Here is a 24,938-nt window from a genome sequence, read left to right on the forward strand (position 1 = left end):
CGCGCATCTGGATACCTCTCAACGTCGTTGTCGATCAGGTTCTGCCACATATTTGAGCCAGCACTTTGGGAAGCGCTTTCCGCATAGTAGGGGTGCTTCTCTGATGTGGCAAGGGATGGCCCGGACACCCCGCAGGACAAGTTCGATCGCCCTGCGCACAGTCGCCGCCGGAGAGGCGGTCCGACGAGGCGAGAACTCAGAGGTGGTTCATCGCGATGACGCGACCGAGCCCTTCGAGGAGGGCGTCGGCATCCGTCATGCAACGCTGCACGTCGCTCTCGACGTCCAGGAGGGCATAGCTCGCAGCGATGCCCATCGCAGTCAACTGGGCGTCATCGAGCTCGCGCCGTCCACAGACGGCGACGACCTCACATCCCGCCGACGACGACGCGGCAGCGATGCCGGCCGGCGCCTTGCCCGACATCGTCTGCTCGTCGAGCGACCCCTCCCCCGTGATCACCAGGCGGGCCGTCCGCAACTGATCCGCGAAGCCGACGAGCTCGAGAACGAGGTCGATGCCCGGTCGGAGCCGTGCCCCCAGAGCCATGAGCGCATAGCCCACGCCACCCGCGGCGCCGGCGCCCGGCGCCAGGCGGACGTCGGTCCCCGTGGCCGAATCCAGACGATCTGCCCAGCAATGGAGGTTGGCCTCGACGACTGGCAGCTCATCCGGGGCAAGCCCCTTCTGCGGGCCGTAGACCGCAGACGCTCCCCGCGGTCCCAGCAAGGGGTTGTCGACGTCACACGCGAGCAGCAGCTCCGCCTCGCCCAGAGCGGGGTGCATCGTCGTGAGGTCGATGTCGGCGATCTGGTCGAGGTGCGCCCCGGGGTCACTGATCTCGTCCCCGACTCGGTCCAACAGCCGAGCCCCCAGCCCGACGAGCAGTCCGGCGCCACCATCCGTGCTGGCGCTTCCACCGATGCCGAGGACGATCCGTCGACAGCCGGCATCGAGCGCTGCGGCGATCACTTCGCCCGTGCCACGCGTGGTGGCCCTCCATGGTGCGAGCTCGCGTCCCGGGAGCAGCGCCAGGCCCGAGACGTGCGCCAGCTCGATGACGGCCTGATCGGCCTTTCGTGCGTATGCCGTGTGCACCGGTTCCCCGGTGGGTCCCGTCGCGCTGAGCGGCACCCGCTCGAACCCGGCGGCTTCTGCGGCCGCCAAGGTTCCGTCGCCGCCGTCGGCGACGGGGACGACTCTGACGTCGAGCTCACCGTCGGCGGTCAGGAGTCCGCGCCGGACGGCAGCCCCCACGCCGGACGAGGTGAGCGACCCCTTGAACTTGTCCGAGGCGATGAGGACCGAGCCGACCCGCGGCGACCTGTCAGGCATCGATCGCGGTGCTGGCCCGCAACCGGACCTGGGCGGGGATGTGGATGTTCTGCGAACCCGTGGCGGTTCCCAGGGCGAGCTCCGCCGCCGCGACTCCGATCCCGCGCATGTCCAGACCCACGGTGGTCAGGGTCGGCGTGACGTCGAGCAGGGTGGGGATGTCGTCGAATCCGGCGATGGACACGTCGCCGGGCACCGAGAGGCCGAGCTCTCGACAGGCAGCGAGGGCGCCGAGCGCCATGACGTCGGAGACGGCAAAGAGGCAGATGGGCGAGGGACCGCCCCGCTGCAGAGCCGCAAGGCCAGCCTCGTACCCGCCGGATCGCGAGAAGTCGCCCGTGGCCGACCACACGACACGTTCGGCTCCGACCTCGCGCCGGAACGCGTCGGCTCGGTCGACAGAGGTGCGCAACCAGCGCGGCCCCTCAAGGACGGCGAAGCGCTCGTGACCGGCCTCCATGAGGGCCTGGGCGAGACGCCGAGCACCACCCCTGTTGTCGGGAACGACCGCCGAGAAGTCCTCGAAGGGCTGACCGATGAACGCCAGCCGGCCGCCGTTGCGCTCGTACATCCGACACGCAGCGACGAGGTCTCGCTGGGCGCTGTCCGAACTGCGACGACGGGATCCGGCCAGAATGATCGCCTGCGTGCGATGCGCTGCGAGGCTGCGGACGGCGGCGGTCTCCAGTTCGGGATCCCGCCCAGTGCTCGCGAGGAGCGTCTGCTTGCCGAGCGGTTGAGCCACGGACTGCACTCCGCCGGCAATCATCGAGAAATACGGGTCCGAGATGTCGTGCACGACGAGGCCGACGAGATCACTCGACGAGCGGGCGAGCGCCTGGGCCTGGGCGTGAGGCACGTAGCCCAAGAGCTCCGCAGCGGCCCGCACCTTGGCGACGACGTCCGGTCGCGGGTGCCGGTCGGACCCGTTGAGGACCCGCGAAGCGGTCGCCAGGGAGACGCCAGCACTGCCGGCAACCTCTTGCAGAGTCGTCGCCATCGCCGGCGCCCCTTCCTTCGTCGAATGTTCAGGCCCAGTGTGCGGTGTCGACCACGCCTCGCCGGTGATTTCCCGGCTTCGCAGGTGGTTGACACGTCTTCGGGCAGACCCTACCGTAGCGGAAAGCGCTCTCCGCAACGATGCGGAGTGACCCCGAGGCACCGCAGGAGTTCCGCCCATGTCGACGACTTCCACCGTTGGACGCCCCGTGCGATCCACGCCGAGGAAGAGCCCCTCACCCGGAGAGTCCCTGGTCGGGGCCTATGGCCGACCGGCCGCCTTTGTCGCGGCGATTCTCGTCCTGTGGTGGCTCCTGACGTCTGTCACATCGAGCCTTCCCACCTACCTCGTTCCCTCGCCGGGTGACACGTGGTCGGCATTCGCGGACAACGCGGGCTACTTCGCCACCCACACCTGGGTGACCCTGGTGGAGACGGTCATCGGCTTCGTCGTTGCGGTCATCGTGGGCCTGCTGGTGGCCATCGCGATGATCTATTCCACCTCCTTCGAGCGCACGCTCTACCCCCTGGTTCTCTTTGCCCAGGTCGTCCCCAAGATCGCGATCGCCCCCCTCTTCGTGGTCTGGCTCGGCTTCGGGATGACTCCCAAGATCGTCGTCGCCGTCCTGATGGCGTTCTTCCCGATCGTGATCTCAGGGCTGGCCGGCCTGAAGTCCGTCGACCCGGAGATCCTCGAGCTGACCTCCACCATGGGAGCCAATCCCCTCAAGGTGTTCGCGAAGATCCGTTTCCCGGCCTCACTCCCCCAGTTGTTCTCCGGGCTCAAGGTGGCCGCCACCCTCGCCGTCACGGGGGCAGTCGTCGGCGAGTTCGTCGGATCGAACTCCGGCTTGGGCTACGTGATCCTCCAGGCCAACGGCAACGTCGACACCGCCTCGCTCTTCGTCGCGCTCATCATCATGTCCCTGCTCGGCGTCGCTCTGTTCGGTCTCCTCCAGATCGCCGAGCGATTCGTCATCCCCTGGCACTCCTCACGCCGATCCCACGGTGGCTCCACCGTTCAGCTCTGACGTCCCTGACCCTCACCCCTTGGAAGGACCCCACATGATCTCTCGAAACCGACTGGCCCTCACCGCAGCCGTGGCAGGCATGGCACTCGCGCTCTCGGCCTGCGGCAACAGCGGCGCCGACGACTCCGCCAGCTCAGGTGGTGCCGACGGCGAGAAGTCCGTGAGCCTGATGCTCAACTGGTATCCCTATGGCGAACACGCCCCCTTCTACTACGGCGTCGAACAGGGCATCTTCAAGAAGCACGGGATCAACCTGACCATCAAGGCCGGCCAGGGTTCGACCAAGACGGTGCAGGCCGTCGGCAGCGGCCAGGTCGACTTCGGCTGGGCCGACACCCCTGCCGTCCTCGCCAACATCGACAAGGGCGTCAAGGTCAAGAGCGTCGGTGTCTTCCTGCAGACGACTCCGTCCTCGGTCCAGGTCTACAAGGACTCGGGTGTCACGACCCCCGCGGACCTCAAGGGCAAGACGATCGCTGTCTCGGCCGGTGACGCCCCGACCACGATGTTCCCGACCTATCTCAAGATGGCAGGCGTCAACGAGTCGGACGTCAAGACGCAGAACCTCGACCCGGCCGGGAAGATCGCAGCGGTCCTGACCAACAAGGTCGACGGCCTCATCGGGTTCGCCCACGACCAGGGTCCGACGATCGCCTCGAAGAGCGGCAAGGAGATGACCTACCTCCGCTACTCGGACGTCGGCCTCAACTACTTCAGCACCGGACTCATCGCGCCCGACGGGACCATCGAGAAGGACCCCGAGCTCGTCAAGAAGCTTGTGGCGGCCACCAGCGAGGCGTTCGCCGCAGCCGAGAAGGACCCCGAGGCTGCGGTCAAGACGATGTCGGGCAAGGACCCGCAGATGCCCAAGGACGACGTCCTCCTCGAGCAGTGGAAGCAGACGACCGAACTCCTCCACACGGACGCGACGACGGGCAAGGCACCCGGTCTCAACGCCACCTCCGACTGGGACTCGACCATCAAGCTTCTCGCCGGGGCCGGCCTCATCAAGGAAGCCAAGCCCGCGGACACCTACTTCAACAGTGCTGCTCAGCCGCAAGGGTGAGGGAGGAACACGTGACCGCCGTGACAGAACATCCCACCTCCGTGAAGTCGACCACGGATCCCACCGTCCATGTCCAGGACCTCCACGTCCGCTTCGCCTCCTCCAGGGGTGAAGTCACCGCAGTCGAACACATCGACCTCACGGTCGCCCCAGGTGAGTTCGTCACCATCGCGGGCCCATCCGGCTGCGGCAAGTCCACCCTGCTCAAGGTCATCAGCGGCCTGACCAAGCCGTCGCGCGGGGTCGTCGAGCTCAACGGCGCGCCGGTCACCGGGCCACGACAGGACATCGGCTACGTCTTCCAGCGTGCCGCGCTCCTGGAGTGGCGTGACGTCGAGGGCAACATCCTCATCCAGGCCGAGATGCGAGGCATGCCGCGCGCCAAGGCACGTGAGCGAGCCGCCGAACTCATCGAGATGACGGGCCTCTCGGGCTTCGAGAAGGCGCTCCCCCACGAGCTCTCCGGCGGCATGCAGCAACGCGTGTCCCTGTGTCGGGCGCTGCTGCACGAACCCCAGGTCCTGCTCATGGACGAACCGTTCGGGGCACTCGACGCGCTCACCCGCGAGCGCATGAACGTCGAGCTCCGACGCATCTGGGAGAGCACCGGCACCACGGTCATGCTCGTGACCCACTCCGTCCCCGAGGCCGTCTACCTCGCCGACCGGGTCGTCGTCATGAGTCCCCGTCCGGGCCGCGTGCTGGAGGTGCTCGACGTCGACCTGCCGCGGCACCGGGTCTATGGCGACACCATGGCCAGCCCCGTCTTCCAGGAGCTGACCACCCACGTGCGCTCCCTGCTTCGCACCACCGGTGAAGCCGACTGACCCACGCCACCTGAGCAGGTCGACGGCCGCACGGCCCACCGGCCCACACCACCGACCGCCACTCATGTCTTGCCACTCACGAACAGGAACCCCGATGCCCGACACCCCGAAGACCCTGCGCATCGCCATGAACGGCGTCACCGGACGCATGGGCTATCGACAGCACCTCGTCCGCTCGATCCTCGCCCTGCGTGACGAAGGGCTGACCCTGGCCGATGGCAGCATCGTCCAGATCGAACCCGTCCTCCTGGGCCGCAATGCCGAGAAGCTGTCCCAGCTCGCCGCACGTCACAACGTCCCCGACTGGAGCACCGACATCGATGCCGTCCTCGCCGACGACACGGTCGACGTCTACTTCGACGCCCAGGTGACCTCCCGCCGCGCCCCGGCAGTCCGGGCCGCGATCGCTGCGGGCAAGCACGTCTACATGGAGAAGCCCACGGCCGAGACCTTGGAGGAGGCCATCGCTCTCGCTCATCTCGGAGCGAAGTCGGACCTCACGATCGGGGTGGTTCACGACAAGCTCTACCTCCCCGGTCTCGTCAAGCTCCGTCGGCTCGTGGACGAGGGCTTCTTCGGACGGATCCTCTCTCTGCGTGGCGAATTCGGCTACTGGGTGTTCGACGGCGAGCACCAGACCGCTCAGCGCCCCAGCTGGAACTACCGCTCCGAGGACGGTGGCGGTATCACGGTCGACATGTTCTGCCACTGGAACTACGTACTCGAGGGCATCCTCGGTCGGGTCGAGTCCGTCACCGCCAGGACGACCACCCACCTTCCCGAAAGGTGGGACGAGACCGGCGCGAGGTACGACGCAACGGCGGACGACGCGGCATACGGAATCTTTGACATCGAGGGCGGCATCATCGCCCAGATCAACTCCTCGTGGACCGTCCGGGTGCACCGCGACGAGCTCGTCGAGTTCCAGGTCGACGGCACCCACGGATCGGCCGTGGCCGGACTGCGCAACTGCGTCATCCAGCCCGCGAGCGCGAGCCCCAAGCCGGTCTGGAACCCCGACCTCCCGAGCGGTGAGCCGTTCCGCGAGCAATGGATTCCGGTGCCGGACAACGACGACCTCGAGAACGGGTTCAAGTTGCAGTGGGTCGAGTTCCTGCGGGACGTCGTGGCCGGGCGTCCGCACCGGTTCGATCTGCTCAGCGCCGCCCGGGGTGTGCAGCTGGCCGAGCTGGGGCTGCGGTCCTCGGACGAGGGTCGGCGTCTCCCCGTTCCGGAGATCAGCCTGTGAGCCCGGCCCTCCACCTCCCGGACGGTGCCGCGCACGAACTCGCGCCTCCGCGCGAGTGGGTGAAGCCGAGCCGTCCGTTCACCTCACGCATTGCGTATGCCGCGGCGCACGTCGTCCCGCGCGTCGAGGGGGAGAACGTCGCGGGTGCTCCGGCTGACCTCGACTGGGAGTCCACGCTCGCCATCCGTCGCGAGCTGTGGTCGTGGGGTCTGGGGGTGGCCGAAGCCATGGACACGGCCCAACGCGGGATGGGTCTCGACTGGCCCGCCGCGCAGGAGCTGATCCGCCGCTCGGCTGCGGTCGCCGCGGAGGTGGGCGGACTCATCGCGGCCGGCGCGGGAACAGACCAGCTCGACATCGCCGCGCTCGTCGCCAGCCCCGAGACGGGCCTCGACACGGTCATCGGCGCCTATCGGGAGCAGGTCACCGTCGTCGAGGACGCCGGAGCAAAGGTCATCGTCATGGCCTCGCGCGCCCTGGCCGCCGTCGCGACCACGCCGCAGGACTATCTCGACGTCTATGGCGCGGTGCTCGAGGAGGTGCAGCAGCCGGTCATCCTGCACTGGCTCGGCGAGATGTTCGACCCGGCTCTGGCCGGCTACTGGGGCTCGACCGACGTGAACACGGCGACGGGAACCTTCCTTGAGCTCGTGGCCAAGTACGCCGACCGGATCGACGGGGTGAAGGTCTCACTCCTCGACGCCGACCACGAGCGCGACCTCAGGAGCCGCCTGCCCGAGGGAGTCCGTCTCTACACCGGCGACGACTTCAACTACCCCGAGCTCATCTGCCCGGACGCTGACCGACACCACTCCGACGCCCTCCTCGGTGTCTTCGCCGCGATTGCCCCTGCGGCCTCTGCGGCACTGCAGTTGCTGGATGAAGGCGACGTCGACGAGGCGCGCCGGGTCCTCGACTCGACGCGGGCACTCGGGCGCCACATCTTCGCGACCCCGACCTACAACTACAAGGTCGGCATCGCCTTCCTCGCGTGGCTCAACGGGCTGCAGCCCGGCTTCCAGATGGTGGGTGGTCTGGCGAGCAACAGATCCGTCAGCCACCTGACCCAGCTCGTCGTCCTCGCCGACCGGGCAGGCGTGTTGACCGATCCCGACCTCGCCGCCGAGCGCTTCAACGCCTGGAGCCACGTCACGGGGGTGGGCCGAGATGTCTGACGCCGGGTGCCGGCTCTCGCTCAACATCGAGACGACGCACTCCCTGACCCTGGAGCAGGCGGTCGAGGTCGCCGCCGCAGCAGGGCTCGAGGCCATCGGGGTGTGGCGCGATCGCGTCCAGGCCGTGGGCGTCGCGAAGGCGGCGCGTCTGGTGTCCGACGCCGGGCTGCGCGTGTCCTCGTTGTGCCGCGGCGGGTTCCTCACGGCGTCAACGTCCGAGGGAATTCGCGCCGCCCTCGACGACAATCTCAGGGCTCTCGATGAGGCCGCCGCCCTGGGCGCGCCTGAGCTCGTCATGGTGGTCGGCGGACTGCCCGAAGGTGACCGCGACCTCGTGGGGGCGCGGCACCGAGTTGCCGAGCGGATCGCGGAACTTGCGCCCGAGGCGGTGGCGCGCGGCGTTCGGCTCGCGCTCGAACCGCTTCACCCCATGTATGCCGCCGACCGCGCCGTGCTCTCGACGCTCGATCAGGCGCTCGACATGGCGGCGCCGCATCCTGCGGAGGCTGTCGGGGTCGTCGTCGACACCTTCCACATCTACTGGGATCCGAGGGCCGCGTCCGCCATCGCACGAGCCGGGCTGGAGGGCCGCATCTCGTCCTACCAGGTGTGCGACTTCAACCTCCCCATTGCGTCCGACGCCCTCCTCTCTCGCGGGATGATGGGCGACGGTGTCATCGACTTCACCCACTGGACCACTGCTGTCGCAGCGGCCGGCTACACGGGCGACGTGGAGGTCGAGATCTTCAACGCCGACATCTGGGCCCGCCCACCACGGGACGTCGTCGGTCAGATGGTCGAGCGGTACACGACGTTGGTCGCGCCGTTCCTCTGAGGAACGGGCAGGGACGCTTTTCAGACGTCGGGTATGCCGTCGTGTCAGCGCGCGCTGGACCTCACGACCTGCGTCTTCCGAGCGCTCGCGAGCAGGTCGGCCGCGCGCTCGCCGATGACGATGCACGGCGCCTGCGTGTGGCCGCGGATGATCTTCGGCATGATCGAGGCGTCGGCGACGCGCAGCCCCTGGACGCCGCGGACACGCAGCTCCGGGTCGACGACCGAGCCCTCGTCAGAACCCATCCGGGCCGTGCTCGTCGGGTGATAGAGCGTGTGCGAGTGGTTGGCCAGGGACAGCGCGGACCGCTCCTCGCGAGTGACTCCGTCGCCACCCTCGGGCACGAAGTAGTGCGAGCCCGTCACGGCTGAGAGGGCTGGTGTCGCGATGAGGTCGGCACACACACCGAGGCCGGCCATGAGGGCAGCGCGGTCCTTGCCGTCGGGGTCGGTGAGATAAGCCGGCTCGATCTTCGGCTTGGCCAGCGGGTCGGCCGAGACGAGCGTGATCCGGCCGGTGCTCTCGGGCTGGAGCAGGATGGCCCCGACCGTGATCCCGTGACCCGTCGGGGGCACGAGGCCCTCACTCACGAACGGCACCGGCGCAAAGATGATCTCGATGTCGGGCAGGTCAAGGTCGGGCTGCGTGCGCACGAACCCGTAGGCCTCCCCCACGTTCGAGGTGAGCATGCCCTTGCCGCGCGCCAGGAAGTTGACGACCTGCGCCGGCTTCTCGGCGGCGAAGAGCGTGTCCTCGTCGGACTCGATGATGAGGGCTGCGATGAGGTGGTCCTGGAGGTTGGCACCGACCTCGGGTGCGTCGACGACGACCTCGATGCCGAGTGCCGTCAGGTCCGCGGCAGGGCCCACCCCCGAGAGCAGGAGCAGCTGCGGCGTGTTGATGGCCCCGCCCGAGAGCACGATCTCGTGAGTGACGAAGACCTTCTTCGTGGCACCGCCGGAGACGTACTCGACACCGGTCGCCTGAGTTCCCTCGAAGATCACTCGGGTCGCCTGGGCGTCGGTGCGCACCGTGAGGTTGGTCCGCCCCTTGGCCGGCTTGAGGTACGCGTCCGCGGTGCTGAATCGCTTGCCGCGCTTCTGGTTCACCATCGTCTCGCTGAAGCCCTCGGGACGTGCGCTGTTCGGTGACTCCACGGCATACCCGGCTTGTTCGACGGCCTTGAGGAAGGTCGCCGTGTGCGAGCGCGGACTGCGCTGGTGGATGATGCTCACCGCTCCGCCGGAGCCCTGGTCGGGGTCGGTGTTGCCCTCGATGTGCTCGACGCGGCGGAAGTACGGCAGCAGCGCCTGGTAGGACCACTCCGCACCGGCCGCCTCGGCCCACCCGTCGTAGTCGGCGGCATAGCCACGCACCCACATCATCGCGTTGAGCGAGGTCGACCCACCGAGCATCTTGCCGCGGGGCCAGTAGATGCTGCGGTCGCCGAGGTTCTCCTGCGGTTCGGTGTTGTAGTCCCAGTCGAGCGGCGTCCTGAAGAGCTTCGAGAAGGCCGCAGGGATGTGCACTTCCTGCTTCTTGTCGGGCCCTCCGGCCTCGAGGAGGAGCACGCTGATCGCGGGGTCCTCACTGAGGCGGGCGGCGAGCGTGGCGCCGGATGCGCCGGCTCCCACGACGACATAGTCGAACGTCTCGTTGCTGCTCATGACTGTCCTTCAGGGAGTGGGGTCAGAAAAGACAAAGCCGCGCGTATGCCGGAAGGCGGGCTTCCGGCATACGCCGAAAGTCACGCTCGGAAGGCGGAGACGAAGATCCCGGGGAGCTTGGCCCAGGAGGGCTTGGCGGCGAACCGGGTGAGCAGCTGGCCGGTCCGGCGCGCGCTGCGGGCCGAGACGAACCACGGCGGCTTCGGCGAGAGCGAGAGCTCGCCGCCGACGAACGACCGCGGGAAGGGACGGAAGGGGCCGCGCACGATGGTGCGTTCGGTGTCCTGCAGCAGGAACGCGTTGTGGACGATCCCGATCCCGCTCTGGACGTCGTCGATGGTGTGACCGGGGAAGGCGCCCCAGGGTGCACCGGCGGTGAGGAACCCGACGGCGGTCCAGGCGTTGACGGCGATCGTGCCGTACTCCAGTCGGGCCAGCGCCTCGTCGAAGCCGGAGCCGAGCTCCTTGAGCGTTGCCGGTGAGACGAGGACGTTGGCGCCGAGGGTTCCGACGAGCGCGGTGTTCGCGTGGTCGACGGCGGCGTCGACGAAGGCCTGCCCAGTGCCGGGCACGTCGACGATGCCGAGGACCGGCGAGAAGTACTCCGTGGTCTGGATCGCTGCCGCGTCCACGCCGTTGCGGGCGTCGATGAGCAGGCGGCCACCACCCTTGCCGAGGTGGTCTGCCTTTGCGTATGCCGTGCCCGCCGCAGCGACGCGGTCGCCGCTGCCGGGGTACCACGGGACGCGCTCGGGAGCCGCCTCGAGGGCCTTGCGCAGCTCGGAGACGAACGCCTCGCGCTGCGGCCACTCGCTGCTGAGGATGACGACCTGTCCGGCGACGCAGTTGTAGCCACCGTTGTGAAGCCGCTGTGTCGCAACGTGTTGCGCCTGGAACTTCAGGTCGGCGGTGGACCACTCCCCCGGAACGACGATGATCGGCGAGACGCCGCCGAGCTCGCTCGTGATCGGCTTGTCGAGCACCGGCGTGCCGGCCGCGCGTCGAGCAGCGCCGTCCGGTCCGGGTCCCCACACGATGACGTCGTGCGTCACGGCGCTGCCGGTGATGTGGACGTGGGAGATGCCGGGGTGGTTGGCGAGATAGCTGCCCACGTCGCCCGCGCCGGCGACGATGGCGAGGACGCCGAGCTCGATGAGTGGGGCGAACGCGGCCTCGTAGACGGGCAGCAGCTCGTTCATCGTCGGGTTGAGCTTGAGGATGACGACGCGGTTGTGTGCCACGAGTTCGTAGAGCACGTCGAGGGGCGCGATGGAGCTGATGTTGCCGGCACCGAGGACGAGACCCACGCCAGCCGTGTCCTTGGGCGTGAGGGCTCCGAGACCGGCCCGCGCACGGACCTCGGTCCCGGTGATGCCGGGCTTCATCCACACGTCGGCCGTGAAGCCGTTGAGGAGCAGGAACTCGTAGGCACTCGTCGGCAGGACCGGGACCACCACCCGGCCGCCCGGGCCGGTGCCGAACTTGATGCTCTGGACCGGGCTCTTGCCCGCGGCGACTGCCGCCAAGGAGTGCTGGAGGGTCAGGAGGCCCGACATGGTGCAGTACGGACCCGACAGGTACTCCTCGCCGACCAGCGGCGATTCAGGGTCGAGGTTCTTGGCGCGGGCGGCCGCTGCCACCCACTGCTCGGACTGCGACGCAACGGCTGCGTGCACCCGGCCCAGGAGGGCGCCCCGCTCGGCGATACCGAGTCCGGCCCAACGCTGCTCGCCGGCCTGGACGGTGGCAATGGCCGAGTCCAGGGCGGCGCGGACGTCGTCCCCGGGAAGAGGCGGTGCGCTGCTTGCGGGCGTGGCCTGCTCAGTCGTCGTCATTGACACTCCCAGGGGATCTCACCGGTCGATGGCCCTGTGCCGCGACGAGGTGCGGCAACGTTGCCGTGAGACCAGTATCGATTGGTGTCATGCCCTGCGTCCATGGGCCAACGCCCGCAGTTCTGCCCAACCCGTTGTGCCCGGGCACAACGAGCCCTAGCCTTCTCGCATGTCGACGCCAGGAGTTCTCACCAGCCCAGCCGCGCTCAGGACGTCCCGCACCGCTGACGCGACCGGCCTGTTCTCCGAGTTGCGTCGCAGCGTCGACTCCCTCACCGAGGGAGTCCTCGAGCAGATCCTCGGCGCGGAGGACGACTACGCCGAGAGCGCGCTCCCCCGCGAGGTCCTGCATTCCATCGTCGAGGAGAACATCATCGCCATGCTCGATGCGCTGTCGGGGGCAGAGGTCGTGCTCGACGCACCACGGCGGGCGGGTCGCGTGAAGGCCGAGAACGGCATACCCATGGCCAGCCTGCTCCACGCCTATCGGCTGGCCGGCCTCCAGCTGTGGGAGGAGATGCAGGCTCGGGCCGTCGGGCCCGAGAGGGCGGACGAGCTGCTGCGGCACTCGTCGCGCCTCTGGGGACTCGTCGACGCGTTCTCCGGGGAGGCGGCCGGGGCCTACCGCGGGATCATCGAGGAACGGGAGCGCCGCGACGAACAGGCCCGCAGCGTCATGCTCCTGCGGATCCTCGACGGCACCGCGGGCTCGGGCGAGGTGGCCGGACTCCTGCGCGCGCTGGGTCTGCCCGATCGCGCCACCCATGTCGTGGCAGCGGCCGAGCGGCGCAGCACGGGCGAGGACCCGCTGCCGGCTCTGGCCGAACGCTTGCTCAGTGCCGGGATCCCGTCGGCCTGGACGACGTGGCAGGGCGAGGTCGTCGGGTTGCTGGCCTGCCGCGACGCTGCTGGGGTCGAGCGGGCGCAGGACCTGGTCGCGGCGACGGCTCGCTCGCGGGTGGGGTTGAGCAAGCCCTTCACCAGCGTCGCTGCCGCCGCAGCCGCGGTCGAACAGGCCCGGATCGCCATCGCCTGCCTCGACGGGTCGAGCGAAGGGACCCACCGCTACGGCTCGGCACCCCTCGACGTCCTCGTCGTCGCTCAACCGGCGCTGGCGGCCGAGCTGCGCGACGGAGTCCTGGCTGGGCTGCTCGCCCCCGAGGTGCGCGACGGGGACGTCCTCGTCGACACCCTGGAGGCGTGGTTCGCGACGTCCGGATCGTCATCGGCCACGGCCAAGCGGCTCCACTGCCACCGCAACACCGTGCTGCATCGGCTGGGTCGCGTCCACGCCCTGACCGGTCGCTCGACGACAAACCCGGCCGAGGCAGCGGAGCTCTATGTCGCCATTCGAGCTGCGCGCCTGGCCGGGTCCGACCGGGTCTGACCTCTTGTCAGACTGAGAGTGTTCAGCGGCGTCGACGTCCGCGCAGCACCTTGAGGGCGACGATGACGGCGACGACGGCCACCGCTGCGGCCACGCGCTCGACGCGCAGGTCACCCTCGGGCGTCGTGGTCGCGTCGGCGAAGCGGGCCTTGGCCTGCTCGACCTGACGCTTGGCGATCGCGGACGGGGTCGCCTTGGCGGTGAGTTCGTTCAGGGTGCGTGCGAGGCGCGTGCGGCGCTCGGCGATGTCGGCCTCGAGGGCGGAGATGTTGCTCATCGAATCAGTCCTCACTGAGTCCGAGGTCGCGCCGGATCTTGGCGACGTGACCTGTGGCTTTGACGTTGTAGAAGGCGTGCTCGACCTTGCCTGCCTCGTCGATGACGAGGGTGGAGCGGATCACGCCTTGGACGATCTTGCCGTAGAGCTTCTTCTCGCCGAACGCGCCCCATGTCGTCATGACCGATTTGTCGGGGTCCGAGAGCAGGGTGAGCGAGAGGTGCTCCTTGTCGCGGAACTTCGCGAGCTTCTCGGGCTTGTCCGGCGAGATGCCGAGGACGGTGTAGCCGTCGGTCTTGAGCGACTCGAGGGACTCGCTGAAGTCGCAGGCCTGCTTGGTGCACCCGGGCGTCATGGCTGCCGGGTAGAAGTAGACGATGACCTTGCCCCCGCGCAGGTCGGAGAGCGTGACGCTCTCACCGGTGTCGGTGGTCAGGGTGAAGTCCGGGGCAACATCGCCCGGACTGAGTCGCTCAGTCACGCAAATCTCCTCGATGGTCGGCTCTCGCCAAACTATCAGCGAGCCACCGACAACCAGTGCGCGAGGCGGGACTCGAACCCGCACACCCGAAGGCACCAGAACCTAAATCTGACGCGTCTACCTGTTCCGCCACTCGCGCGCGAAGACAGGGTATGCCGTCCGCTCCCCTCCCACAGACAGGCTCACCCCCGCGCCCGTCCCGTTGGGGCAAAGTCAGCGACTTGTTGCGCTTGGGTCAGGAGAGCTTGTCGCGAAGGACGGGGATCATCGCGCGGAAGGCGCGGCCGCGGTGGGAGATCTCGTTCTTCTCGACATCGGTGTACTCGGCCATCGCCCGGGTGTCGCCGTCGGGAACGAAGATCGGGTCATAGCCAAACCCGTTCTCCCCCACCGGTTCCCGGTTGATCGTGCCGGGGACCCGGCCCTCGACGGACTCGATCGTGCCGTCGGGCATCGCGAGCACGGCGGCGCACACGAACGACGCGCTGCGGTGCTCATCGGGCACGTCACCGATCTGCTCGAGCAGGAGCGAGACGTTCGCGCCGTCGCGGGCGGCACGCGGGGCGTCAGCGCCCGCGTGAGAGCCGGACCAGCGAGCCGAGAAGACACCGGGCGAGCCACCGAGGACGTCCACCGCCAGGCCGGAGTCGTCGGCGACACTCGGCAGACCCGTGGCCTTCGCGACGGCGACCGCCTTGAGTCGGGCATTGCCGACGAAGGTCACCTCGCTCTCGACAACATCCGGAGCATCCGGGAAGTCCGAGGCCCCGACGATCTCGAGACCGAGCTCGTCGACCAGTTCCGCAAGGATCTGACGGAGCTCGTGGACCTTGTGCTCGTTCTGGGTCGCGAGGACCAGCTTGGTCATCGCGAGCGCTCCCGCGGAGCCTCATCGAGAGACTTCTTCTGCTCGAGGGTGAGGGTGGCGCAGCCTGCAGCGGCCAGGTCGAGCAGCTCGTTGAGGCGGTCACGGTCGAAGGCCGCATCGGCACCCTCGGCCGTCCCCTGCACCTCGACATAGCGACCGGAGCCGGTCATGACGACGTTCATGTCGGTGTCGGCCGTCGAGTCCTCGGGGTAGTCGAGGTCGAGAACCGGCAGACCACCGACGACGCCGACACTCACGGCGGCGATGGAGTCCAACAAGGGCTGGGCGTTCTTGGCGATGAGGCCCTTGGCACGGGCGTCCTCGATGGCGTCGACGAGGGCCACGTAGGCACCCGTGATCGACGCCGTGCGCGTGCCACCGTCGGCCTGGAGGACGTCACAGTCGACGACGATCGTGTTCTCGCCCAACGCCTTCGTGTCGATGACCGCACGGAGTGCACGACCGATGAGGCGGGAGATCTCGTGGGTGCGGCCGCCGACCTTGCCCTTGCGGGACTCGCGGTCGGAGCGGGTGTTGGTCGAGCGCGGGAGCATCTCGTACTCGGAGGTGACCCAGCCGGTGCCCTTGCCCTTGAGCCAGCGCGGCACGCCTTCGGTGAAGGACGCGGCGCAGAGCACGCGGGTGCGGCCGAACTCGATGAGGACACTGCCCTCGGCATGGTCGAGCCAGTTGCGGGTGATCCGAATCTCGCGGAGGTCCTCGGGGGCGCGTCCGTCATGTCTGGTCTGCTGTGAAGTCACACGAGCAGGCTAGACGTCCGGCCGGCCAGGCGTTCAGCCGAGGTCGTAGACGTCGTCGGGCCGAGCCACCTCGACACCGGGCCAGAACGGCTCGGCCTGCGCACGGCATACCTCTGCGTCGTTCCAGGCGGGCAGGTGCGTCAGCACCAACCGCTTCACTCCCCCGGCCGCCACGGCGGCCTGGGCTGCCCGGCTGGCCGTGAGGTGGACGCCCCGAACCTCGTCGCGACCGTCGACGAACGCCGAGTCCGCGAGGACGAGGTCGGCGCCGGTCATGAGTGGCGTGAGGTTGTCGCAGGAGTCGGTGTCGCCCGTATAGCTGAGGACGACCCCGTCGGCCTCGACCCGGAAGCCGAACGCCTCGACCGGGTGGTTCACGGCATACGGAGTGATGGTCACCGGACCGATGGAGACGGCCACGCTGTCGGACAGCCGGCCGAAGTCGAAGACCTTGTCCATGCCTCCGTCCTCGAGGCCGTGATACATGAGGGCGACCCGTGCCGCTGTCTCGCTCGGTCCCCACACGGGAAGCCGATCCGCCGGGGCGCCTGCCGGCGCGTAGTGGTGCGCGACATAGAGGCCGCAGATGTCTGCGCAGTGGTCCGGGTGAAGGTGGCTGATGAAGACGGCGTCGAGATCGCGCAGGTCGACGTGTCGCTGCAACGGCCCCAGGGCGCCGTTGCCCAGGTCGAACAGGACGTTCCAGGTGCGCTCCCCGTCGTCCACGGACACGAGGTAGCTCGACGCGGCCGAGTTGGGGCCAGCGAACGACCCGCTGCACCCGATGACGGTGACTCTCATGCGACCACCACCGGGAAGCCGACGGTCGAGGTGAAGATGTGGCCGAAGTTCGGCCCGAGGCCGAGGAACCGCAGCGCCAGGCGGCGGAACTCCTCGGGGTCGCCCGTCGTCGTGAAGCCGTGCTCGGGCGCGGGCAGGTGGTCGGGCCGCAGCAGATCTGCGTCGGCGAGCACGCGATAGAGCTCCTTGGCGGTCTCCTCCGCAGACGACACGAGCGTGACGTCGGGCCCCATCACGTACGAGATGACGCCGGCGAGCAGCGGGTAGTGGGTGCAGCCGAGGATGAGCGTGTCGACGTCCTGCTCCTGAAGGGGTGCGAGGTACTCGCGGGCCACGGTCCGCAGCTCCTCGCCCCCGGTGACACCCGACTCGACGAAGTCGACGAAGCGCGGGCACGGTTCGCTCGTCACCGTGAGGTGCGGAGCGGCCGCGAAGGCGTCGAGGTAGGCCCGCGACTGGTGGGTGCCGAGCGTGGAGATGACGCCTATCCGACCCGTGCGGGTGGCCCCGACGGCGCGACGCACCGCTGGCCGGATGACCTCGACGACCGGCACGTCGTAGCGCTCCCGGGCGTCATGAAGCACAGCGGCGCTGGCGGTGTTGCACGCGATGACGAGCGCCTTCACCCCGTGGTTGACGAGGCGGTCGAGGCATTCCAGCGCAAAGGCACGGGTCTCCGCGATGGGCCGCGGACCGTAGGGCGTGCGGGCAGTGTCACCGAGATAGGCCACCGACTCGTGGGGCAGCTGGTCCAGGACGGCTCGCGCCACCGTGAGGCCGCCATAGCCGGAATCGAAGATTCCGATGGGAGAGTCAGGCACCGCCCAAGGTTAAGCGCTCGGGTGGGCGTCCGGCAGCATCGCCGTGGCGAGCGTCTCCTGCAGCCAGGTGAGGAAGTCGTAGACCGACATGGCGTGCCCGCGGGGATCGTCGTCGTCCACATCGGCGAGTTCTTCCTCGAGACGGTCGACGTCAGCGTCCTCGCGCAGGCCGAGTCGTTCTCCGAGGACGAGCCGCACGTCGGTGAGGGCGATGACCATGTCGATGGCGGCGCGCTCGTCGAGCTCGACCCCCGAGCCGGGCGCCCGCAGTGACGTGATGGCCGACTCGAGGTGGCCGGCCTTGCGCTGGCGCAGGCCGTGCTCGGTGAGGCGCCGGAACTCGGCCGAGACCTGGTCATCGGCCCGGTTGCCAGCGGGGAGCAGTCGTTCCAGGGCCGGGTCACGGTCACCGAACGAGCGCGCGTCGGCCGGAACGGGCCGGTCGTCGGCCACCTGGTCCTCGGCCGAGATCGACACGCCCATGCCGAGCCCGCCCAGCCCCGACACGATCGCGGCGAAGTCGTCGTCGTGGTCCGACGCTCCACTGGGGCCTGTTGCGACAGCCTCTTCCGGCTCCGGCGCCACGAGGTCGTGGACCTGCTCCATGAGCCCAGCGACAACCGCACGTTCGACGGCATCGAGCTTCGCGGCATACCGAAGATTTTTGCCCTTGCCCTTGCGGGCGAACGCGCGCGCCATCAGTCGTCCTTCTGCCTGGTTCTCTGGCCCTTACTTGTGAGGGCTTCCGCAAGCCTCATCAGTCATCTTTCTGGAATGTGGCCCACAAGCCATAGCCCTGGAGCGCCTCGGTGTCGATCTCCATCTTTTCGCGCGGTCCGTGCGAGACGACGGCTCGACCCTTGACGTGGACGTCCATCATCAGCTTCTCGGCCTTGGCCCGGTCGTAGCCGAAGTAGCTCTGGAAGACATAGGTCACGTAGGACATGAGGTTGACCGGGTCGTTCCAGACCAGCGTGATCCACGGGAGGTCGGGCGCGACATCGGTCGAGGAGGAGGTGATCTCCTCCTGCACGGGCGCGATGGACACGGACCCACAATAGGGTGCTTCGGGTGAGCCTCTCCTCCCCTGCTCCTGCGCCGTCATCTGCACCTTCGACCGCGCTGCTGACCGACCACTACGAGCTGACGATGGTCCAGGCAGCCCTGCGCTCGGGTGCGGCGTCGCGGCGCTGCGTCTTCGAGACCTTCGCCCGCCGACTGCCGGACGGGCGTCGCTACGGCATCGTCGCTGGAACCGGTCGGCTGCTTGACGCCATCGAACGGTTCCGCTTCGGCGACGCCGAGATCGCAGCCCTGCGGGCCGGCAAGGTCGTCGACGACGAGACTCTCGACTTCCTCGCCGGCTACCGCTTCGAAGGGGACATCTGGGGGTATGCCGAGGGCGACGCCTACTTCCCCGGCTCACCGGTGCTCGTGGTCGAGTCCGACTTCGCTCACGGAGTCGTCCTCGAGACCCTCGTGTTGTCAATCCTCAACCACGACACCGCAATTGCGTCGGCTGCTTCGCGCATGACCGGCGCCGCTGGCACCCGTCCGTGCATCGAGATGGGGTCTCGACGCACCCACGAGGAAGCCGCAGTGGCAGCTGCGCGGGCGGCATACATCGCCGGGTTTGCGACGACCTCGAATCTCGAGGCGGGACGCCGCTGGGGGGTGCCCACAGCGGGAACGGCTGCGCACGCGTTCACGCTGCTGCACGACGACGAGCGTGAGGCGTTCGCCGCGCAGGTGGAGGTGCTCGGCGTGGGAACGACGCTGCTCGTCGACACCTATGACGTGGAGAAGGCCGTCGAGATCGCCATCGAGGTGGCCGGTCCCGAGCTGGGGGCCGTGCGGCTCGACAGTGGGGACCTGCTCGTCCAGGCGCGTGAGGTCCGTGAGCAGCTCGACTCGCTGGGTGCCACGACGACGCGCATCGTCGTGACGTCGGATCTCGACGAGTTCGCGATTGCCGGGCTCGCGGCCGGCCCGGTCGATGCCTATGGGGTGGGGACGCAGCTCGTCACCGGGTCGGGAGCGCCGACGGCCGGCATGGTCTACAAGCTCGTGGCGCGCTCCGACGACTCCGGCGAGATGGTCGGTGTGGCCAAGGCGAGCAAGGACAAGACGTCGGTGGGTGGACGCAAGTACGCGCTGCGGCGACGCAACACCCGTGGCATCGCCGAGGCCGAGATCATTGGCATCGGCGAGCCACCGGTTGACGACGGAGACGACCGGGTGCTGCTGGTCGAATATCTCCGCGGCGGCGAGGTCGTGGGCGGCGAGCACGTGGCGCTGGCGGCGGCTCGTGAGCGTCATGAGGCGTCCGTTGCCGAGCTCCCCCGGTCCGCCCACCAGCTGAGCCGCGGCGAACCCGCGATCCCCACGACCTACCTCTGACGTTCACCCCCTCCGACTTCGTTCTCACAGTGGTCGGGGGCGCCCTGTGCGGTCATGGTTACGGATGATTTACGTGGGCCGCAGGGACCTGAAACACCCCATGGGCAGTGTCTGGCCCCATGGAGACCACCCTCACCGCGGCCCCGGCCGTCACCGCCCCTGACACGCGTCCCGGTCGCTGGATCGAGCACTGGGACCCCGAGGACGCCAGCTTCTGGCAGTCCACCGGCCGCAGCATCGCGCGCCGCAACCTGGCCTTCTCCGTCTTCGCCGAGTTCCTCGGCTTCTGCGTCTGGGCCCTTTGGTCCGTCGTCGTGCCGCTGCTCCCTGCAGCCGGATTCCCCCTGACGCTCAACCAGCAGTTCTGGCTCATTGCCGTCCCGAGCCTCGTCGGCGCGACCATCCGGATCCCCTACACGTTCGCTGTGCCGGCCTTCGGTGGACGCAACTGGACGATCATCTCGTCCTTGTTGTTGTTGCTTCCGGCGTCGGCCCTCGCGTTCATCGTGACGCGGCCGGAGACGCCGTTCGGGGTACTCCTCCTCTGTGCCGCGTTGGCCGGTTTCGGTGGTGGCAACTTCGCGTCGTCGATGACCAACATCTCGTTCTTCTTCCCGGAGGCCGAGAAGGGGAAAGCGCTGGGGCTCAATGCTGCTGGCGGCAACCTCGGCACGGGAATCGTCCAGATGGTCGTCCCCGCGGTGATCGCGATCGGCGCCGGCGTGCACCTCGAACGCGCCGGACTGATCTTCATCCCGTTGGCGATCCTGTCGGCCATCGGCGCCTGGCGCTGGATGGACAACCTCGGCGGCGTCAAGGCCGACTACAAGTCGTTCGCCCTCGCGACGAAGAACCCGCACACGTGGGTCATCTCCTTCCTCTACATCGGAACCTTCGGTTCCTTCATCGGGTATGCCGGTGCCTTCCCGACCCTGCTCAAGACCCAGTTCCCGACGGCACCACTGGGGCTCGCCTTCGTCGGTGCGCTCGTCGGCGCCCTCACCCGCCCACTCGGTGGCATGGTCGCGGACCGCTTGGGTGGCGCCCGCGTGACGATCGCGTCGTTCGTCATCCTCACGGGCGGTGCTCTGGCCGCCATCGAAGGGCTGCAGGCGAAGAGCTTCCCGCTCTTCTTCGGCGCGTTCCTCGTGCTGTTCATCGGCGCGGGCATCGGCAACGGTGCGACGTATCGGATGATCCCCGCGGTGTTCCGGGCTGGCGTATCGGCGGAAGGACTTCCCGCTGCTCGCAAGGCGGCGGCCGGCTGCATCGGCATCGCCGGAGCTGTCGGTGCCTACGGCGGGTTCTTCATCCCGCGCGGTTTCGCGATGGCCAAGGAGACCTACGGGTCGCTCGTCCCAGCGCTCTACGTCTTCGTCGCGGCCTACGTCCTCATGGCCCTGACCGTGTATGCCGTGTACCAGCGTCGCGGTTCCGCGCTCGCCTCGGAGACGATCTGAGTTCTCATGCTCCCTGTCGCCACGCACTGCCCCTACTGCGCTCTGCAGTGCGCCCAGACGCTCACGCCGGACACCACCGGCGTGAGCGTCGCCGGGCGCGACTTCCCCACCAATCGGGGAGGTCTCTGCCAGAAGGGCTGGACCAGCGCGTCGGTGCTGCGTGCGCCGGATCGCCTCACCACTCCCCTGATGCGTGGCGCTTCTGGGGAGCTGGAGCCAACGACGTGGGAGTTTGCGCTCGACCTCATTGCGTTGCGGCTCAGGGTAATTCGCGCCGAGCACGGGGCGGATGCGGTGGCCGTCTTCGGTGGCGGTGGGTTGACCAACGAGAAGGCTTACCAGCTCGGCAAGTTCGCCCGCATCGCCCTGGGGACGGCGAACATCGACTACAACGGACGCTTCTGCATGAGCAGTGCTGCAGCGGCGGCCAACCGTTCGTTGGGGATCGACCGCGGGCTCCCCTTCCCGCTCACCGACCTCGGCGGCGCGCAGGCTGTCCTCCTGCTGGGGAGCAACCTCGCCGAGACGATGCCTCCTGCCGTGGCGCACCTGGCGGGCGCCCGGGCCGCCGGTGGGCTCGTCGTCGTCGACCCGCGCATCAGCGCGACGGCGACTCTCGCCGACAAGGGACAGGGGGTACACCTCCAACCCGTGCCCGGCACGGACCTTGTCGTGCTTCTGGGCCTCCTCCACGTGACGTTCGCCGAGGGACTGGCCGACACGGCATACATCGCTTCTCGCACAGCCGGAGTCGACGACGTCCGCCGGCTCGCCGCGGCCTGGTGGCCCGAGCGGGTCGAGCAGGTCGCCGGGGTGCCGGTGACCCTCCTGCGCGAGACGGCACGCCTGCTGGCTGCGGCCAGCCCGTCACGTGGCGGGTCCGGGGCGTACATCCTCACGGGCCGTGGCGTCGAGCAGTCGTCCCAAGGGACAGCGACCGTCAACGCCGCGATCAACCTCGCGCTGGCGCTGGGTCTGCCCGGTCGGGTCGGCTCGGGCTACGGCGCGATCACCGGGCAGGGCAACGGACAGGGTGGGCGCGAGCACGGGCAGAAGTCGGACCAGCTCCCCGGCTACCGGATGATCGACGACCCGGCAGCACGAGCGCACGTGGCCTCGGTGTGGGGTGTCGACCCGGCGATCATCCCGGGCAAGGGCAAGCCTGCCGTCGAGCTGCTCGACTCGCTCGGTCGGGAGGACGGTCCGCGCGCATTGCTCGTCCACGGGGCCAACGTCCGTGTGTCCGCGCCCAACTCCACCCATGTCGGCGACCGCCTCGATGCCCTCGAGTTGCTGGTCGTCTGCGACGTCGTCCCCTCGGAGACGGCGCAACGTGCTGACGTCGTCCTCCCCGTGCTCCAGTGGGCCGAAGAGGAGGGCACGATGACCTCCCTCGAAGGGCGAATCCTGCGTCGCCGCAGGGCTGTTGACGCGCCGAGCGGGGCGCGGTCCGAACTCTGGCTGTGGCGTGAACTGGCCGACCGGCTCGACGCTCCGGGCACCTGGGACACGGACCCCTCGCTGGTCTTCGACGAGCTGGCACGGGCGAGCGCTGGCGGCCGGGCCGACTACAGCGGCCTCAGCCACGAACGCCTCGACGCCGAGCCTGATCTCTACTGGCCCTGCCCAGCCACCGACGGCGAGCCGCACCCGGGCACCCCACGTCTCTTCCTCGACAACTTCCCCACCCCGGATGGCCGTGCTCGGTTCATCGCCGTCGACGACCACGGCCCGGCCGAGGACGTGCGCTCCGACGCGCCGATCCACCTGGTGACCGGGCGTGTCCTTCAGCACTACCAGTCGGGTGCGCAGACCCGACGCGTCGACGCTCTCGTCGCCGCCTCCCCCGCGGCCTTCGTCGAGATCCACCCGATCCTCGCCGACCTGCACGGCATCGCCGCGGGCGACCTCGTCAGCCTGACGAGTTCGCGCGGCATCGTCATGGCACCGGCTCGCATCACCGACTCGGTGCGACCGGACACGGTCTTCATGCCGTTCCACTGGGCCGGCACCGAGAGCGTCAACCGCGTCACGAACGACGCCACGGACCCCATCTCGGGCATGCCCGAGTTCAAGGTCTGCGCCGTCACCGTGGCCCGCGCAGACCTCTCCCCTACCCCCACGCGCAGCCGACAACTTTCGTCCAATAGGACGCGTTTGGCGCAGTCGGCAACGCCAGCATTCACCACGGAGGTCCTGACATGAGACTGGTCGTCATCGGCAACGGCATGGTCGGATCACGGTTCGTCGAGGACCTGCTGCGGCGCGACACCGGCGGAAAGTACGACGTCACGGTGCTCGGCGCCGAGGGGTGCGAGCCCTACAACCGTGTCCTCCTCAGTGAGGTCGTCGCCGGCCGCTACGACCTCACGTCGCTCACCTTGCCCACGCCTGACCACCCTCGGCTGACTGTGCTCCGCGGCACGACGGCGGCGGCCATCGACCGCCACGACCGAGTCGTCACGACGACCGACGGCAGCCGACACCGCTACGACCAGCTCGTCCTCGCCACCGGCGCCGAGGCGCGCATCCCCCCGCTCGCCGGGCTCGACAACGGCACCGGCACCCTCCCGCTCGGAGTGCACGCACTGCGCAGTACCGACGACGCCCGGGAAATCATTGCGGCCACGCTCAATTCACGTCGCGCGGTCGTTCTCGGGGCCGGCGTCCTCGGGATCGAGGCCGCGAGCGGGCTGGCTCAGCGCGGGTGCGCGGTGACGATCGTCCACCCGGCCGCCGCCCTCATGGAGCGCCAGCTCGACACCTCCGCGAGCAGCGTGCTCGCCAGCGCGATGCCCGAACTGGGGATCCACCCACGGATCGGTGTGGGAGCGGAAGCCGCAGTGGTCGCGAACGGGCGACTCACCGGCATACGCCTCACTGACGGCGACGTCGTCGAGTCCGACCTCCTCCTCGTCGCCACCGGAACGATCACCAACACGGCGATCGCCGCCGAGGCCGGGATCCCCTGCGAGAGAGGGATTCTCGTCGACGACACCGCGAGCACGGCGGATGCCCGGATCTTCGCCATCGGCGACTGTGCCCAACCACCGAGCGGGGCGATGGGTCTCGTCGCCCAGGGCTGGGACCAGGCCCGCGCACTCGCCGACCGACTCACCGGAACCACTGTCCGACGGCGAGGAGCCGACACCACGAGCAGTGACGTCGTGCGGGTCAAGGCTTACGGGCTCGACGTCGTCACCATGGGCGTGTGCGGTGGTTCACGCGCGGACGACCCCGCCCAGCGCACGCTCAGCCTCTCGGATCCTGACGCGGGTCGGCACGTCGAGGTCGTCGTCTCGGGCGACCGGCTCGTCGGCGCCACCTGCGTCGGTGCCGGTCAGGTCGCGGCCGATCTCGTCGCGGCATACACCCGGCGCACACCGGTCCCGAGCGACCCGGCCCGGCTGCTCCTCACGGCCCTGTCTGCCGCGCCGGTGGTGGCAACGACTCCCGATGCACTTCCCGAGGACGCTGCGGTGTGCCGGTGCAACAGCGTCACGAAGGCCGACATTCGCGAAGCCCACGCCTGCGGTGCACGGTCGGTCGACGAGATCGCCACGGCGACCCGAGCGACCACGGGGTGCGGCGGCTGCAAGGACGAGGTCTGCGGTCTGCTCGGCTGGCTGACCGAGCAGACCCCTGCCACCGCCGTCCGCTGAACC

General features: G+C 68.9%; 23 protein-coding genes and 1 tRNA gene. 11 read left to right on the forward strand and 13 right to left on the reverse strand.

Annotation, left to right across the window (positions count from 1 at the left end; all coding sequences use genetic code 11):
• Positions 1 to 196: 196 nt before the first annotated feature.
• Positions 197 to 1,333 carry a glycerate kinase gene (locus JNB_RS06090; RefSeq protein ID WP_009775542.1) on the reverse strand — a complete coding sequence of 379 codons (1,137 nt, stop codon included), beginning with the start codon at positions 1,331 to 1,333 and terminating at the stop codon, positions 197 to 199.
• The gene (locus JNB_RS06095) at positions 1,326 to 2,333 is read right to left on the reverse strand and encodes a LacI family DNA-binding transcriptional regulator (RefSeq protein ID WP_009775543.1); all 1,008 of its coding nucleotides are present in this window, start codon (positions 2,331 to 2,333) and stop codon (positions 1,326 to 1,328) included. The genes JNB_RS06090 and JNB_RS06095 overlap by 8 nt, the downstream gene beginning before the upstream one ends.
• Positions 2,334 to 2,511: 178 nt before the next feature.
• On the opposite strand from JNB_RS06095, the gene JNB_RS06100 reads away from it, so the two are divergent.
• From JNB_RS06100 to JNB_RS06125, 6 genes are all read left to right on the forward strand, one after another.
• The gene (locus JNB_RS06100; protein ID WP_009775544.1) at positions 2,512 to 3,363 is read left to right on the forward strand and encodes an ABC transporter permease; all 852 of its coding nucleotides are present in this window, start codon (positions 2,512 to 2,514) and stop codon (positions 3,361 to 3,363) included.
• Between the two features lie 34 nt (positions 3,364 to 3,397).
• A complete protein-coding gene (locus JNB_RS06105; protein WP_009775545.1) occupies positions 3,398 to 4,429 on the forward strand; it encodes an ABC transporter substrate-binding protein in 1,032 nt (343 codons plus the stop codon).
• Positions 4,430 to 4,440: 11 nt separating this feature from the next.
• Positions 4,441 to 5,256 carry an ABC transporter ATP-binding protein gene (locus JNB_RS06110; RefSeq protein WP_009775546.1) on the forward strand — a complete coding sequence of 272 codons (816 nt, stop codon included), beginning with the start codon at positions 4,441 to 4,443 and terminating at the stop codon, positions 5,254 to 5,256.
• Between the two features lie 94 nt (positions 5,257 to 5,350).
• On the forward strand, positions 5,351 to 6,505 hold the full coding sequence (locus tag JNB_RS06115) for a Gfo/Idh/MocA family protein (RefSeq protein ID WP_009775547.1): 1,155 nt from the start codon (positions 5,351 to 5,353) through the stop codon (positions 6,503 to 6,505).
• A complete protein-coding gene (locus JNB_RS06120) occupies positions 6,502 to 7,680 on the forward strand; it encodes a dihydrodipicolinate synthase family protein (protein ID WP_009775548.1) in 1,179 nt (392 codons plus the stop codon). The genes JNB_RS06115 and JNB_RS06120 overlap by 4 nt, the downstream gene beginning before the upstream one ends.
• Entirely contained in the window at positions 7,673 to 8,515 is an 843-nt protein-coding gene (locus tag JNB_RS06125) for a sugar phosphate isomerase/epimerase (RefSeq protein ID WP_009775549.1), read from the forward strand. Before JNB_RS06120 ends, JNB_RS06125 begins: the two co-directional genes overlap by 8 nt.
• A gap of 44 nt (positions 8,516 to 8,559) precedes the next feature.
• Here the strand turns inward: JNB_RS06125 and JNB_RS06130 are convergent, their stop codons facing one another.
• Both JNB_RS06130 and JNB_RS06135 read right to left on the reverse strand, forming a co-directional pair.
• The gene (locus JNB_RS06130; protein ID WP_009775550.1) at positions 8,560 to 10,182 is read right to left on the reverse strand and encodes a GMC family oxidoreductase; all 1,623 of its coding nucleotides are present in this window, start codon (positions 10,180 to 10,182) and stop codon (positions 8,560 to 8,562) included.
• An 80-nt stretch (positions 10,183 to 10,262) separates the two neighbouring features.
• Positions 10,263 to 12,017 (reverse strand): aldehyde dehydrogenase family protein, encoded by a 1,755-nt coding sequence (locus tag JNB_RS06135; protein ID WP_009775551.1) that lies wholly within the window; start codon positions 12,015 to 12,017, stop codon positions 10,263 to 10,265.
• 169 nt (positions 12,018 to 12,186) lie between these two features.
• Here JNB_RS06135 and JNB_RS06140 point away from each other — a divergent pair, with 169 nt between their 5' ends.
• The gene (locus JNB_RS06140; protein WP_009775552.1) at positions 12,187 to 13,404 is read left to right on the forward strand and encodes a CdaR family transcriptional regulator; all 1,218 of its coding nucleotides are present in this window, start codon (positions 12,187 to 12,189) and stop codon (positions 13,402 to 13,404) included.
• 22 nt (positions 13,405 to 13,426) lie between these two features.
• Here JNB_RS06140 and JNB_RS06145 read toward each other — a convergent pair whose 3' ends face one another.
• From JNB_RS06145 to clpS, 9 genes are all read right to left on the reverse strand, one after another.
• Entirely contained in the window at positions 13,427 to 13,681 is a 255-nt protein-coding gene (locus JNB_RS06145) for a DUF3618 domain-containing protein (RefSeq protein WP_009775553.1), read from the reverse strand.
• A 4-nt stretch (positions 13,682 to 13,685) separates the two neighbouring features.
• A complete protein-coding gene (gene bcp / locus JNB_RS06150) occupies positions 13,686 to 14,162 on the reverse strand; it encodes a thioredoxin-dependent thiol peroxidase (protein WP_009775554.1) in 477 nt (158 codons plus the stop codon).
• A gap of 57 nt (positions 14,163 to 14,219) precedes the next feature.
• Positions 14,220 to 14,301: transfer RNA gene (locus JNB_RS06155), tRNA-Leu, on the reverse strand.
• A 96-nt stretch (positions 14,302 to 14,397) separates the two neighbouring features.
• On the reverse strand, positions 14,398 to 15,030 hold the full coding sequence (rdgB, locus tag JNB_RS06160) for an RdgB/HAM1 family non-canonical purine NTP pyrophosphatase (RefSeq protein WP_009775555.1): 633 nt from the start codon (positions 15,028 to 15,030) through the stop codon (positions 14,398 to 14,400).
• Positions 15,027 to 15,791, reverse strand: coding sequence for a ribonuclease PH (gene rph / locus JNB_RS06165; protein ID WP_009775556.1), 765 nt, complete (start codon positions 15,789 to 15,791; stop codon positions 15,027 to 15,029). Before rph ends, rdgB begins: the two co-directional genes overlap by 4 nt.
• Positions 15,792 to 15,824: 33 nt before the next feature.
• A complete protein-coding gene (locus tag JNB_RS06170) occupies positions 15,825 to 16,592 on the reverse strand; it encodes an MBL fold metallo-hydrolase (protein ID WP_009775557.1) in 768 nt (255 codons plus the stop codon).
• Complete coding sequence (gene murI, locus JNB_RS06175) at positions 16,589 to 17,413, reverse strand: glutamate racemase (RefSeq protein WP_009775558.1); 825 nt, start codon at positions 17,411 to 17,413, stop codon at positions 16,589 to 16,591. The genes JNB_RS06170 and murI overlap by 4 nt, the downstream gene beginning before the upstream one ends.
• A 9-nt stretch (positions 17,414 to 17,422) precedes the next feature.
• Complete coding sequence (locus JNB_RS06180; protein ID WP_009775559.1) at positions 17,423 to 18,112, reverse strand: DUF2017 family protein; 690 nt, start codon at positions 18,110 to 18,112, stop codon at positions 17,423 to 17,425.
• A 58-nt stretch (positions 18,113 to 18,170) separates the two neighbouring features.
• Positions 18,171 to 18,461: an ATP-dependent Clp protease adapter ClpS gene (gene clpS, locus JNB_RS06185; RefSeq protein ID WP_009775560.1), complete on the reverse strand. Its 291-nt coding sequence runs from the start codon at positions 18,459 to 18,461 to the stop codon at positions 18,171 to 18,173.
• Positions 18,462 to 18,562: 101 nt separating this feature from the next.
• Between clpS and JNB_RS06190 the strand changes: the two genes are divergently transcribed.
• From JNB_RS06190 to JNB_RS06205, 4 genes are all read left to right on the forward strand, one after another.
• Positions 18,563 to 19,813, forward strand: coding sequence for a nicotinate phosphoribosyltransferase (locus JNB_RS06190; protein WP_148232575.1), 1,251 nt, complete (start codon positions 18,563 to 18,565; stop codon positions 19,811 to 19,813).
• A gap of 119 nt (positions 19,814 to 19,932) precedes the next feature.
• On the forward strand, positions 19,933 to 21,273 hold the full coding sequence (locus JNB_RS06195) for an MFS transporter (protein ID WP_009775562.1): 1,341 nt from the start codon (positions 19,933 to 19,935) through the stop codon (positions 21,271 to 21,273).
• Positions 21,274 to 21,279: 6 nt separating this feature from the next.
• Positions 21,280 to 23,478, forward strand: a complete 2,199-nt coding sequence (locus tag JNB_RS06200) for a molybdopterin oxidoreductase family protein (protein WP_009775563.1) — start codon at positions 21,280 to 21,282, stop codon at positions 23,476 to 23,478.
• On the forward strand, positions 23,475 to 24,935 hold the full coding sequence (locus JNB_RS06205; RefSeq protein ID WP_009775564.1) for an FAD-dependent oxidoreductase: 1,461 nt from the start codon (positions 23,475 to 23,477) through the stop codon (positions 24,933 to 24,935). Before JNB_RS06200 ends, JNB_RS06205 begins: the two co-directional genes overlap by 4 nt.
• Positions 24,936 to 24,938 lie beyond the last annotated feature (3 nt).

The sequence above is a fragment of the Janibacter sp. HTCC2649 genome, assembly GCF_000152705.1.
Taxonomy (GTDB): domain Bacteria; phylum Actinomycetota; class Actinomycetes; order Actinomycetales; family Dermatophilaceae; genus Knoellia.